At 34.9% G+C, this 12425-nt stretch carries 13 protein-coding genes and 1 tRNA gene; 13 read left to right on the forward strand and 1 reads right to left on the reverse strand.

Features of this window, described 5'->3' with window-relative positions:
• Positions 1 to 129 precede the first annotated feature (129 nt).
• Positions 130 to 1104, forward strand: coding sequence for a polyprenyl synthetase family protein (locus MG292_RS04170; protein WP_264533962.1), 975 nt, complete (start codon positions 130 to 132; stop codon positions 1102 to 1104).
• The gene (locus MG292_RS04175; RefSeq protein WP_264533961.1) at positions 1097 to 1465 is read left to right on the forward strand and encodes a hypothetical protein; all 369 of its coding nucleotides are present in this window, start codon (positions 1097 to 1099) and stop codon (positions 1463 to 1465) included. Before MG292_RS04170 ends, MG292_RS04175 begins: the two co-directional genes overlap by 8 nt.
• 7 nt (positions 1466 to 1472) lie before the next feature.
• Here MG292_RS04175 and MG292_RS04180 read toward each other — a convergent pair whose 3' ends face one another.
• Positions 1473 to 2021 (reverse strand): hypothetical protein, encoded by a 549-nt coding sequence (locus MG292_RS04180; protein ID WP_264533960.1) that lies wholly within the window; start codon positions 2019 to 2021, stop codon positions 1473 to 1475.
• A 120-nt stretch (positions 2022 to 2141) separates the two neighbouring features.
• On the opposite strand from MG292_RS04180, the gene MG292_RS04185 reads away from it, so the two are divergent.
• The 11 genes from MG292_RS04185 to MG292_RS04230 all read left to right on the forward strand — a co-directional run bounded on the left by MG292_RS04185 (position 2142) and on the right by MG292_RS04230 (position 12425).
• Positions 2142 to 4913 carry a 2-oxoglutarate dehydrogenase E1 component gene (locus MG292_RS04185; RefSeq protein ID WP_264533959.1) on the forward strand — a complete coding sequence of 924 codons (2772 nt, stop codon included), beginning with the start codon at positions 2142 to 2144 and terminating at the stop codon, positions 4911 to 4913.
• 2 nt (positions 4914 to 4915) lie between these two features.
• A complete protein-coding gene (locus MG292_RS11370; RefSeq protein WP_374506659.1) occupies positions 4916 to 5149 on the forward strand; it encodes a DUF4160 domain-containing protein in 234 nt (77 codons plus the stop codon).
• On the forward strand, positions 5130 to 5366 hold the full coding sequence (locus tag MG292_RS04190) for a DUF2442 domain-containing protein (protein ID WP_264533958.1): 237 nt from the start codon (positions 5130 to 5132) through the stop codon (positions 5364 to 5366). The genes MG292_RS11370 and MG292_RS04190 overlap by 20 nt, the downstream gene beginning before the upstream one ends.
• 31 nt (positions 5367 to 5397) lie before the next feature.
• Positions 5398 to 6618 (forward strand): 2-oxoglutarate dehydrogenase complex dihydrolipoyllysine-residue succinyltransferase, encoded by a 1221-nt coding sequence (odhB, locus tag MG292_RS04195; protein WP_264533957.1) that lies wholly within the window; start codon positions 5398 to 5400, stop codon positions 6616 to 6618.
• 120 nt (positions 6619 to 6738) lie between these two features.
• Positions 6739 to 7953, forward strand: a complete 1215-nt coding sequence (locus MG292_RS04200) for a TCR/Tet family MFS transporter (protein WP_264533956.1) — start codon at positions 6739 to 6741, stop codon at positions 7951 to 7953.
• Between the two features lie 19 nt (positions 7954 to 7972).
• Positions 7973 to 8740: a TatD family hydrolase gene (locus MG292_RS04205; protein WP_264533955.1), complete on the forward strand. Its 768-nt coding sequence runs from the start codon at positions 7973 to 7975 to the stop codon at positions 8738 to 8740.
• Positions 8741 to 8803: 63 nt separating this feature from the next.
• Positions 8804 to 9940, forward strand: a complete 1137-nt coding sequence (locus tag MG292_RS04210; protein WP_264533954.1) for a 1-acyl-sn-glycerol-3-phosphate acyltransferase — start codon at positions 8804 to 8806, stop codon at positions 9938 to 9940.
• Positions 9930 to 10961: an asparaginase gene (locus MG292_RS04215; protein ID WP_264533953.1), complete on the forward strand. Its 1032-nt coding sequence runs from the start codon at positions 9930 to 9932 to the stop codon at positions 10959 to 10961. The genes MG292_RS04210 and MG292_RS04215 overlap by 11 nt, the downstream gene beginning before the upstream one ends.
• Positions 10962 to 11014: 53 nt before the next feature.
• Positions 11015 to 11101, forward strand: a tRNA-Ser gene (locus MG292_RS04220).
• Between the two features lie 208 nt (positions 11102 to 11309).
• Positions 11310 to 11786, forward strand: a complete 477-nt coding sequence (locus MG292_RS04225) for a T9SS type A sorting domain-containing protein (RefSeq protein WP_264533952.1) — start codon at positions 11310 to 11312, stop codon at positions 11784 to 11786.
• Positions 11787 to 11798: 12 nt separating this feature from the next.
• Positions 11799 to 12425 carry a hypothetical protein gene (locus MG292_RS04230; protein WP_264533951.1) on the forward strand — a complete coding sequence of 209 codons (627 nt, stop codon included), beginning with the start codon at positions 11799 to 11801 and terminating at the stop codon, positions 12423 to 12425.

The following is a 12425-nucleotide window of genomic DNA, read 5'->3' on the forward strand; positions in this document are numbered from 1 at the left end:
AAAAGTTTCCAATGTTTTTAGTATTTTTTTAATTTTAGATTAAAAATCTTAAAATCAGTGTGTTTTTTGAATCGAATTTTCGGTATGGAGTTGTATATTTGGAGCTTTGTAAACAGGAATTAAATAGTTATGCATTCTATTCAACAGTATCAAGAATTTGTTTTGGAGTATCTCAAGGCGCAACATTGTGTTAGAGAACCTAAGAATTTGTATGAGCCCATACATTATATATTAGAGTTGGGCGGAAAAAGAATGCGTCCGGTATTGACTTTGATGAGTGCCGAAATTTTTGATTCCGAATATACAAAAGCACTTCCAGCAGCCTTAGCAGTAGAAGTTTTTCATAATTTCTCGTTAATTCACGATGATATTATGGACGACGCACCTTTGCGAAGAGGTAATGTTACGGTACACGAAAAATGGAATATCAATACGGGAATCCTTTCGGGAGATGCCATGTTGATTTTGGCTTACCAATATTTTGAACACTACAAACCAGTCATTTTTAGGGATTTGGCGAAGTTGTTTAGCAAGACAGCGTTAGAAGTTTGCGAAGGTCAACAATGGGATGTGGATTTTGAAACGCGGTCTGATGTAACTATACTCGAATATTTGAAAATGATTGAATACAAAACGGCTGTTTTAGTTGCAGCAGCTTTGAAAATGGGAGCTATTGTTGCTCAAACTTCTGCTGAAAATGGCGATTTGATTTATGATTTTGGTTTGAATTTAGGTTTAGCGTTCCAATTACAAGACGATTATTTGGACGCTTTTGGTGACCCAGCCACTTTTGGCAAACAAGTCGGAGGCGATATTATTGAGAATAAAAAAACCTATTTGTACCTTAAAGCCATTGAATTTGCGTCAAGCGAAGAAAAAAACCAATTGGTGCAGTTATTTTCTGTATCTCTAGAAGACAATACGAGTAAGATAGAAGCAGTTAAAACTATTTTTAACACAACAGGCGCCTCTAAAGCTACACAACAAGCTATTCAGGACTATACTTTAAAAGCGTTTGCCACTTTGGATAAAATGAATATTAGCTCGGATAAAAAAGAACTTTTAAAAGCTTTTGGAGAGAAGCTAATGAATCGAAATGTCTAGTAGTAGCCTATATACAGCGCCTATTAATACGGATGAGTTACTTTCTGAAGCGGAAAAAGAAAACTTGTATCTAAAATTAATCGAGCAAATTAGTAAAGACTTCAACTTTGCCAATGAAGCAATCGATTTGGCCTTAGACATTCAGCCAGAAGAGTTGAAAGTAGCTTTGCATGAAAAAATCTACCGCTTGATTCAATATAAATTTGCCGAATATTTGAACCTGCTTTATATAGTTGATGTTCCAGAAGAACAGATTAAAAGTTTAGATGGTTCGGATATTTTAGAATTATCAAAACAAGTGACGTTTTTAGTTTTGAAACGTGAATGGATGAAAGTTTGGTTTAGAAATAAATATTACTAATTTCTAATTAAAAATACAATCGAACAAAAGGCATCAAAGCATCGCTGTAAATACTTTTATTTTTATCAAACAATAAATTGTAGCGCGCTCCAAGGGTAACATTTCCATTGCGATAACCAGCACCAACATACAATCCTGTGTTCCAATAGTTTTTGGTTACAGGATTCGGAATCATTTGAAACTGAGTATTGACTCTTGCTTGTTCAACCTCTAAAGAAAGTTGTATTTTTTCTATCGGATTGAATAAACTGATGGCGCTCACGCCATAAACTCCTGTGGTGTAGTAATTTTTGGAATTGGTAAAACTACCTAATAGTCCAGCGCCTAAACTCACATAATCATTTACGGGATAAATGGCACTGGGTGCTAAAGTAATTTCGGTGTAGCCTGTACCAAAATTCAATCCAAATCCGCCACCAAATTGTACGTGTTTCCAGAAATCATTTTGGTTGGTTTTCGCAATCGTTTGCGAATTCGAAAATGAAAAAAGAAAAATAAATCCAATAGTTACAATTACTTTTAGATTAAAAATAGGGGCGAAAACGTTTTTTTTCATGGGGATTTTAAATATTTTTAACAAAATTTAACGTAAAAGTAGGTAAAAAATAGGATTAAATAGTTTGGTTTATTGTACTTTTGTCAACAAATTAAACAAAAAGCATATTAATCAATAATTATGGATAGGTTTTCCTTTTTAAACGCAGCTCATACCGAATTTTTTGCTCAATTATACGATCAATATTTAGATAATCCAGATAGTGTTGAACCAAGTTGGAGAAGTTTTTTTCAAGGGTTTGATTTTGGAATGGCAACTTACAATGAAGAAAATGTGGCAGACCAAATGGCAAAGTATTCTTCTAATTCCGTTGCTTCAGGACAAGTTTCTGAAAAAGTATTGAAAGAATTTAACGTTATTAAATTAATTGATGGGTATAGAACTCGTGGGCATTTATTCACAAAGACAAATCCTGTTCGTGAAAGACGAATTCATACACCTAACTTAGCGATTGAAAATTTTGGTTTGTCAACGGCAGACTTAGATACAGTATTTGATGCGGCTAAAATTTTAGGCCATCAACCGGCCACTTTAAAAGAAATTATTAGCCGACTTGAGAATATTTATTGTCAATCAATTGGGGTGGAGTACATGTACATTCGTAAACCAGAAGTAGTGCAATGGATTCAAGATCGATTAAATGTGAATGATAATTTACCAAGTTTTGATGTAGAACAAAAGAAAAATATTCTTGATAAATTAAATGAGGCGGTTTCGTTTGAGAACTTCCTACATACTAAATATGTGGGCCAAAAACGTTTCTCATTAGAAGGAGGAGAAAGTATTATTCCTGCCTTAGACGCTTTGATTGAAGCAGCAGCTGAAAAAGGAGTAGAACAATTTGTAATGGGTATGGCACACCGCGGAAGGTTGAATATCTTAGCCAATATCTTTGGTAAAGCCACTCAAGACATTTTCTCTGAATTTGACGGAAAAGACTACGATCAAGAATATTTTGACGGAGACGTTAAATACCACTTAGGATTAACCTCGGATAGAAAAACTAAATCGGGTAAGTCTATCAATATTAATTTGGCACCCAATCCATCTCACTTAGAGACTGTTGGGGCAGTTATTGAAGGGATTGCTCGTGCCAAACAAGATAAATATTTCCCAGACGATTTTTCAAAAGTATTGCCAATCGCCGTTCACGGGGATGCTGCAGTAGCTGGACAGGGAATTGTGTATGAAATTGTGCAAATGGCACAATTGGACGGATACAAAACAGGAGGAACTATTCATTTAGTAATTAATAACCAAGTTGGTTTTACTACTAATTACTTGGATGCGCGTTCCTCTACGTATTGTACCGATATCGCAAAAGTTACATTGTCGCCAGTATTGCACGTCAATGCAGACGATACAGAAGCAGTAGTACATGCAATGTTATTTGCTTTGGATTATAGAATGGCTTTTGGAGGCGACGTCTTTATCGATCTTTTAGGGTATAGAAAATACGGTCATAACGAAGGGGATGAGCCTCGTTTTACACAACCTGTATTGTACAAAATCATTGCACGTCATAAAAACCCGAGAGATATTTATGCGGAAAAACTGATTGTTGATGGAATTATTGACCAAGCGTATGTAAACAAAATCGAAAGTGAGTACAAAGCAAAATTGGACGAAAATTTACAAGAATCACGTAAGAAAGATTTGACTATTATCAAGCCGTTTATGCAAGATGAATGGCAAGGGTTTGTTCAAGTCTCTGATGATGTGATGTTGCAAAAAGTGGATACCACGTATGACAAGAAAAAATTAGACGGAATTTTAGAAACCATCTCGACTTTACCATCAGATAAAAAATTCATCAATAAGATTACTAAGATTGTAACCGATAGAAAAGTCATGTACGATAACAATCAAATTGATTGGGGTACCGCAGAGGCTCTTGCTTTTGGATCATTATTACAAGAAGGATTTGATGTTCGTTTATCAGGACAAGATGTAGAAAGAGGAACTTTTTCTCACCGTCATGCTGTGGTAAAAGTAGAAGATAGTGAAGAGGAAGTAATTCTTTTAAACTCCGTGCAAGATAAAAAAGGGAAATTCAATGTGTTTAACTCTTTCCTTTCAGAATATGGTGTTTTAGGTTTTGATTATGGTTATGCATTAACTAATCCAAACTCATTAACCATTTGGGAAGCACAATTTGGAGATTTCTCTAACGGTTGTCAAATTATGATTGACCAATATATTTCTTGTGGAGAAGACAAATGGAACAATCAAAATGGTATTGTAATGTTGTTGCCTCACGGTTATGAAGGGCAAGGTGCAGAGCACTCTTCGGCTAGAATGGAGCGTTACTTACAATTGTGTTCTCGTCATAATATGTATGTGGCTGATTGTACTACGCCAGCTAACTTCTTCCACTTGTTAAGAAGACAAATGAAAACGAAATTCCGTAAGCCATTAGTTGTATTCTCTCCAAAGAGTTTATTGCGTCACCCATTGTGTGTTTCTACTCAAGAGGAATTGGCTAACGGAAGTTTCCAAGAAACCATTGATGATACATCTGTAGATAAATCAAAAGTAAAAACAGTAGTTTTTTGTACAGGTAAATTCTATTATGATATTTTAGCGGAAAGAGAAAAACTAGAACGAAAAGATGTGGCTTTAGTTCGTATTGAGCAATTATTCCCATTACCAACAGAGCAGTTAAAAGCGATTATTGCAACCTATCCAAATGCAGATGATTATGTTTGGGCACAGGAAGAGCCTAAAAACATGGGAGCTTACAGCTATATGTTAGTAAACTTTAATTTGGTTCCTTGGCGTTTAGCATCATTGAAAAATTACTCGGCTCCTGCAGCAGGAAGTCATACTCGAGATAGAAGACGCCATGCAGATGCCATTAGAATGGTTTTTGATAAAAATTTATTTAGATAATAATGCCAACTGTTTTTTACATAAATGGATATCGATTTTTCTTTTATAGTAATGAACATTTGCCAAAACATATTCATATTGAAAACGGAGATAGGACGGCAAAGTTTTATCTTGAAAATGCAGAATTAGTTAAATCTTTTGGTTTTAAATCAAATGAACTAAAACAAATACGTACTTTAGTTGAAGAGAATCAGGAACTATTAATACAAAAATGGGATGAGTATTTTAACAATTAACAAGTCGAAAAACGCCATTGATATCGCTTTTGAAAATTCAAAAATGATTGTTTTTTTAGAAGATGGAAGAGAATTATCTATACCGTTAGAATGGTTTCCAAGATTAAGGAAAGCAACTTCCGAAGAATTAAGTAAATGGAGGCTTATTGGTAAAGGAGAAGGGGTTCACTGGTCTGAAATAGATGAAGATATATCCATAGAAAATTTATTAGATTAATCATACAAGAACAACAATAAAATTACAAACGATGATTTTAGAAATGAAAGTCCCTTCACCAGGGGAATCAATCAAAGAAGTAGAAATTGCCACTTGGTTAGTAAAAGATGGCGATTATGTAGAAAAAGACCAAGCTATTGCTGAAGTAGATTCAGATAAAGCGACATTAGAATTGCCAGCCGAAGCGAGTGGTGTGATTACACTTAAAGCTGAAGAAGGTGATGCAGTTGCAGTAGGTGCAGTAGTTTGTTTGATTGATACCGCTGCAGCAAAGCCATCAGGTTCAGCTCCAGCTCCAGTGGCGGAAGCTCCAAAAGCTGAAGAAAAGAAAGTAGCAACTCCAGTAGCGCCTCCAGCTCCAGCAGCAACGTATGCTGCTCAAGCGCCTTCGCCAGCGGCTCGTAAAATATTAGATGAAAAAAACATCCAACCTTCTGACATTGTTGGAACAGGTAAAGATGGACGTATCACTAAAGAAGATGCGGTAAATGCCGTAGCATCTATGGGAACTCCAACAGGTGGAAATCGTGGAGCAGAGAGAGTTAAGTTATCGATGTTGCGTCGTAAAGTAGCAGAGCGTTTAGTGGCTGCTAAAAATGACACGGCTATGTTAACTACTTTCAATGAAGTAAACATGACTCCAATTAACAACTTACGCAACGAATATAAAGATGCATTTAAAGCTAAACATGGAGGTGTAAGCTTAGGATTTATGTCATTTTTTACAAAAGCGGTTACAAGAGCATTGCAATTGTATCCGGATGTTAATTCTATGATTGATGGAGACTATAAAGTAGCCTATGATTTTTGCGATATTTCTATTGCAGTTTCTGGGCCAAAAGGCTTAATGGTACCTGTAGTTCGTAATGCAGAGAACTTAACTTTCCGTGGAATTGAAGCTGAAATCAAACGTTTGGCAATCAAAGCACGTGATGGGCAAATTACAGTAGATGATATGACAGGAGGAACATTTACCATTACTAACGGAGGTGTTTTCGGAAGTATGTTGTCTACGCCAATTATCAACCCTCCACAATCAGGAATTTTAGGAATGCACAACATTATTGAGCGTCCAATTGCTGTAAATGGTAAAGTAGAAATTCACCCAATGATGTATGTGGCGCTTTCATATGATCACAGAATTATCGATGGTCGTGAGTCTGTTGGGTTTTTAGTTGCGGTAAAAGAAGCGCTTGAAAACCCAGTAGAATTGCTTTGTGATAACAATCCTAAAAAAGCATTTGAATTATAAGAATTTTACAAGCTCAGTCTAAATAATTGTCATTCTGAACTTGATTCAGAATCTAAATCCTAAACTCTCTAGAGAGTTTAGGATTTTTTTGTTTATTTGCCTTTCCTAAAAAGTACAGTTATGTCATCCAATAAAAAGTCGGCCGCCATCGGATTCATTTTCATTACTATGTTAATTGATATTACGGGTTGGGGAATCATTATTCCAGTTATCCCTAAATTGATTCAAGAATTGATTCATGGGGATATTAGCGAAGCTGCAAAATACGGAGGTTGGTTAACATTTGCGTATGCGATTACCCAATTTTTATTTGCGCCACTAATTGGGAATCTTAGCGATAAATTTGGAAGAAGGCCTATTATCTTAATTTCGCTTTTTACTTTTTCAATGGATTATTTATTGTTGGCTTTTGCCCCAACAATTCAGTGGTTATTTTTGGGTAGGATTATTGCAGGACTTACAGGAGCAAGTATTACTACAGCATCAGCCTATATTGCCGATGTGAGTACGCCTGAAAACAGAGCCAAAAACTTTGGGATGATTGGCGCTGCTTTTGGATTAGGATTTATCATTGGGCCTGTTATTGGTGGTTTGTTAGGACAATACGGTTCGAGAGTACCTTTTTACGCCGCTGCGATTCTTTGTTTGTTAAATTTTTTATACGGATTTTTTATTCTACCAGAGTCACTTGCTAAAGAAAACAGAAGAGAATTTGATATCAAGAGAGCCAATCCTATTGGTGCGTTATTGCATTTGAAAAATTACCCTCAATTAATAGGGTTGGTAATCGCTACTTTTTTATTGTATGTAGCATCTCACGCTGTACATAGCAACTGGAGTTTCTTTACGATGTACCAGTTCAATTGGGACGAGAAAATGGTCGGAATATCGTTAGGTGTTATTGGTCTTTTGGTAGGGTTAGTTCAAGGAGGATTAATTCGTTGGATCAACCCTAAATTAGGAAATGAAAAAAGTATTTATGTAGGAATGGCTTTGTATACTGTAGGGATGTTTTTGTTTGCCACTGCTACCCAGAGTTGGATGCTATTTGTGTTTTTGATTCCGTATTGTTTAGGAGGAATTGCTGGACCTGCCATGCAAGCTGTAATTTCAGAACAAGTTCCTGCTAATGAACAAGGCGAAATTCAAGGAACAATGTCGAGTTTGATGAGCGCTTCGGCAATTATTGGACCGCCAATGATGTCAACGGTATTTTATTTCTTTACCCATAGCGAAGCACCGTTTAAGTTTCCAGGTGCGCCTTTTGTTTTAGGAGGTCTTTTGATGTTACTGAGCACGATTGTAGCTTATTTATCATTTAGAAAGCGAGACTAAGCTATATAAATTAACTTTTATGATTATTACCGATACCCATACGCATTTGTGTTCAGAAGAATTTGACCAAGATAGAATGGAAATGATTCAGCGCGCTATTGCTGCTGGAGTGTCTCGATTCTTTATTCCGTCAATTGACAGTACTGGAACGCAGAAAATGTATGATTTGGAGGCGCAATTTCCAAACAATGTTCGACTGATGATTGGGTTGCATCCTTGTTATGTAAAAGAAAATTATTTGGAAGAATTGACGCATGTAGAAGCACAATTGTCCCTTCATAAATTCTATGCTATTGGCGAAATTGGCATTGATTTGTACTGGGACAAAACGACTTTGGATATTCAAAAAATAGCTTTTCAACGCCAAATCCAACTGGCTAAACAGCACGGGCTGGCTATCAATATTCATTGTCGAGATGCTTTTGACGAAGTTTTTGAAGTGTTGGAATTGGAAAAATCAGCTGAATTGTTTGGAATTTTTCATTGCTTTTCGGGTAATTTAGAACAAGCCCAAAGAGCCATATCATTAGGCTTAAAGTTAGGAATCGGTGGAGTGGCTACTTTTAAAAATGGAAAAATAGATCAGTTTTTAAACCAAATACCGCTGGAACATATTGTCCTTGAAACGGATGCGCCTTATTTAGCTCCTGTTCCATATCGTGGCAAACGCAACGAGAGTAGTTATGCAGTTTTGGTTGCCCAAAAATTAGCCGAATTGTACCAACTACCCTTAGTTGAAATAGCTCGGATTACTACTGAAAATTCCAAAGCTGTTTTTGGGATTTAATACAGAATTGATTTTAGTTTGATATTTTTTTTGTTCTTTTGTTCCTTATAAAATTATTCCAAAATGCAAAAGTTTGATGCCATTCGACCGTTTTACGAAACTGAAGTAAATGAGGCTTTACAGAGTGTAATTTCACACCCAATGATGAAAGCCTTAATGAATTTTACTTTTCCAGAAATGGAAGATGATGTTTGGAAAGAGCAATTGAAAAAAACCCATTCTATTCGTGATTTTCAGTGTAATTTTATTTACCATACTGTATTAAAAATTTTAGAAAATAGTTCAGATGGTTTAACTACTTCAGGATTTGAGCATTTAGAAAAAAATAATTCTTATTTATTTATTTCAAATCATAGAGATATTCTTTTGGATACCACTTTATTGAATGCGGCTTTATTTCAAAATGGACATTTGATGACTGCGTCGGCAATTGGGGATAATTTGGTTCAAAAATCATTTGTAAAAACTTTAGCCCGATTGAATCGTAATTTTTTAGTTTTAAGAGGATTGTCACCAAGAGAAATGCTTCAAAGTTCAAAACTTTTGTCAGAATATATAGGGCAATTATTGCTTCATGAGAATCGATCTGTTTGGATTGCACAGCGTGAAGGAAGAACCAAAGATGGAAATGATGAAACTAACCCTGGGGTATTGAAAATGATTGGCATGGCATCGGATGAAGCAGATGTAATGCAATACTTCAAAAAATTAAAAATTGTTCCTGTTTCCATATCGTATGAATATGACCCAACAGATGTCTTGAAAATGCCTCAGTTATTAGCAGAAGCTAATAATGAAGTGTATGTAAAATCTAAAAATGAAGATTTAAATACAATTTTGAGTGGTGTAATGGGTCAAAAGAAACGAATTCATTTGCATATAGGAAAAGTATTGGATACAGAAATTGATCAAATCGTTTCTGAATACGAAAGTTCGAACAGACAAATTCAAGCATTAGCTCAAGAAATTGATGATTCTATATTGAAAAATTATAAGCTGTGGCCAACTAACTTTATTGCGTATGACATTTTACATAAAACCAATACATATAACCATTTGTATACAGAAGCCGAAAAATCACTTTTTGAACGTCGTTTAGAGATGCGAATAGGTATAGATAATCCAATTGCATTGGAAGGTTTTTTAGCTATGTATGCTAATCCAGTAGTAAATAAATTAAAATACACCAATGCATTCTAAAGCAAAAATACTTTTAATTTATACCGGTGGAACTATTGGTATGAAGAAAGATTTTGCAACGGGTGCGTTAAAGGCATTTAACTTTAGTAAGTTATTACAACGTATTCCTGAGCTTAAATTATTGGATTGTGAAATAGAAACAATTTCGTTTGATAATCCAATAGATTCTTCTAATATGAATCCTGAAAAGTGGGTTCAATTGGCTACAATTATCGAAGAAAATTATACTCTATTTGATGGGTTTGTAGTGCTTCACGGTTCTGATACCATGTCGTATACCGCTTCGGCTTTGAGTTTTATTCTTGAAAATTTGACGAAGCCAATTATCTTCACAGGTTCTCAATTGCCAATAGGTGATTTACGAACTGATGCTAAAGAAAATTTAATTACAGCTATTCAAATCGCGTCATTACGTCAAGACGAACAAGCTGTTGTTAAAGAAGTTTGTTTGTATTTTGAGTACAAACTGTATCGTGCCAATAGAACCACTAAAATCAATGCAGAACATTTTAAAGCATTTACATCACCTAATTACCCTTTTTTGATTGAATCAGGAGTGCACCTTACAATCAATTCGCAGTTCTTCTTACCTCTAAAAAATAGAATGCCTTTTCGAGTACATAAAATATTGGATACCAATGTTATTATTCTTAAATTGTTTCCTGGAATTAGTGAGCAAGTGATTGATGCCGTTGTTGGTATTCCTCATCTGAAAGGAATTGTTTTGGAAACATACGGTGCAGGAAATGCATCAACTGCTGATTGGTTTTTAAATGTGTTGCAAAAGGCTATCAATAAAGGAATTCACATTGTCAATGTGACTCAATGCTCAGGAGGAAGTGTTAGAATGGGGCAGTATGAAACGAGCTCAGTCTTGCTTGAAATAGGGGTTATCTCGGGAAAAGATATTACTACAGAAGCAGCTATTACTAAGTTGATGTATCTTTTAGGTCAAAACATTGATGCTACTGATTTTAAAGAGGTGTTTGAAACTTCTTTACGCGGCGAAATTCAACAATAGTGTGGTTTCATTTTTCTAAGTCAGTTTTTTTTAAGTTATTTGCAATCCCAAAAAGAGAGGTGTCCGAGTGGTTGAAGGAGCAAGCCTGGAAAGTTTGTATATGGGTAACTGTATCGTGGGTTCGAATCCCATCCTCTCTGCACTATAAAAAGACCTTGATAAATTACTATCAAGGTCTTTCTATTTTTAATTATTAGTTAATTTATAAATTAACTGTTATATATTTACGAAATTAACAAAAAACACAGGCCGAATCATTGTTTTTTCATCATTATTTTTTTATAATTACCTAATTATTAATAGATTTGAAAGTTATAAATTGCATTGCCCCCACAGATGCAAATTACAATGAGAATACTTTTATTTTTTTTCTTTTCGAGCGCTATGTTTGGACAACAATTGCATCATCAAATGTTGTCAGCACAAGGTAACACTATTGTTACTTCTAAAGGTGTGAAAGTCAGTCAGACTATTGCTCAGCAGTCCGTGGTTGGAACCAATAGAACTAATAAATTGATTGTAAGTCAAGGATTTCAACAAAGTAAAACTTCCAATGTGGCAATTGTTGCTAATGAAGCTGTTGATACTAAGGTCTACCCAAATCCTGTAATTGATCATGTTAATTTTAAATTTTCTTCACCAGTGAATGGTAAAATTCAAATCACATTATTTGATATTCATGGTCGACTTTTGTTGCGTCAAGAAAAAGAAGCTGTCGATAATATTGTAACAATCACCAATCTCCTATTAGCCGAAGGAGAATACATGGTTAGGCTTGAAGGAAGTCGTTATTTATTTACCACCAAAATTATAAAAGCAAATTAAAAAAACATATTAATGAAAAAAATTGTACCCCACATCCTTTTTCTCCTACTTACTTTTACTGCCCATTCTCAAGGCGTATTTTTTAATTTAGGTAAAAATTTTAGTTCATACTCCTACAGAAATAGGTCTTCATTTTCTGAAAAAATCAAAATCAATGGTATTGGAGATGCCTATGAGTTAGGTTATACTGCACCATTGAAATACAAAAATTTGAAAGAATTAAAATATTCAGCCAGTCTCACATTAAATGAATACAATGGGACTGGGGTGTCTTCAACCAATAAATTGTCATATACAACGGCTTATTTAGGAGTTCAGAATACGATAGATTATCAATTTTATGAATCGTTTTATTTTTTCTTGAGTGCTAGAGTGGGTCTGAACGCGGCTACAATGTTGAGAGGCAAACAAGAGATTGACAATTCAGTATACAATTTAGTACATCAAAAAGAATTTTCAGGATTAGTTATTCGACCTATGGTGGGTGTATATGCAAAGTATTATCTCACCAAAACGGGATATTTGAGTGCCGGATTAAATCTTAGCAAAGGCCTAAAGTTGGGAAACAATTCTGATAATGTTACAATAAATAATAGTCAAATTGTATTTGGAGGATATTTTGATTTAATAAAAAGATAA

Origin of the sequence: Flavobacterium keumense (assembly GCF_029866485.1) — a bacterium.
GTDB lineage: Bacteria > Bacteroidota > Bacteroidia > Flavobacteriales > Flavobacteriaceae > Flavobacterium > Flavobacterium keumense.

Coding starts and splice junctions, on each gene's coding strand:
- MG292_RS04205 (WP_264533955.1), top strand. CDS start 7,973: ATGATTATTACCGATACCCATACGCATTTGTGTTCAGAAGAATTTGAC.
- MG292_RS04200 (WP_264533956.1), top strand. CDS start 6,739: ATGTCATCCAATAAAAAGTCGGCCGCCATCGGATTCATTTTCATTACT.
- MG292_RS04190 (WP_264533958.1), top strand. CDS start 5,130: ATGAGTATTTTAACAATTAACAAGTCGAAAAACGCCATTGATATCGCT.
- MG292_RS04185 (WP_264533959.1), top strand. CDS start 2,142: ATGGATAGGTTTTCCTTTTTAAACGCAGCTCATACCGAATTTTTTGCT.
- MG292_RS11370 (WP_374506659.1), top strand. CDS start 4,916: ATGCCAACTGTTTTTTACATAAATGGATATCGATTTTTCTTTTATAGT.
- MG292_RS04180 (WP_264533960.1), bottom strand. CDS start 2,021: ATGAAAAAAAACGTTTTCGCCCCTATTTTTAATCTAAAAGTAATTGTA.
- odhB (WP_264533957.1), top strand. CDS start 5,398: ATGATTTTAGAAATGAAAGTCCCTTCACCAGGGGAATCAATCAAAGAA.
- MG292_RS04230 (WP_264533951.1), top strand. CDS start 11,799: ATGAAAAAAATTGTACCCCACATCCTTTTTCTCCTACTTACTTTTACT.
- MG292_RS04225 (WP_264533952.1), top strand. CDS start 11,310: ATGAGAATACTTTTATTTTTTTTCTTTTCGAGCGCTATGTTTGGACAA.
- MG292_RS04170 (WP_264533962.1), top strand. CDS start 130: ATGCATTCTATTCAACAGTATCAAGAATTTGTTTTGGAGTATCTCAAG.
- MG292_RS04175 (WP_264533961.1), top strand. CDS start 1,097: ATGTCTAGTAGTAGCCTATATACAGCGCCTATTAATACGGATGAGTTA.
- MG292_RS04215 (WP_264533953.1), top strand. CDS start 9,930: ATGCATTCTAAAGCAAAAATACTTTTAATTTATACCGGTGGAACTATT.
- MG292_RS04210 (WP_264533954.1), top strand. CDS start 8,804: ATGCAAAAGTTTGATGCCATTCGACCGTTTTACGAAACTGAAGTAAAT.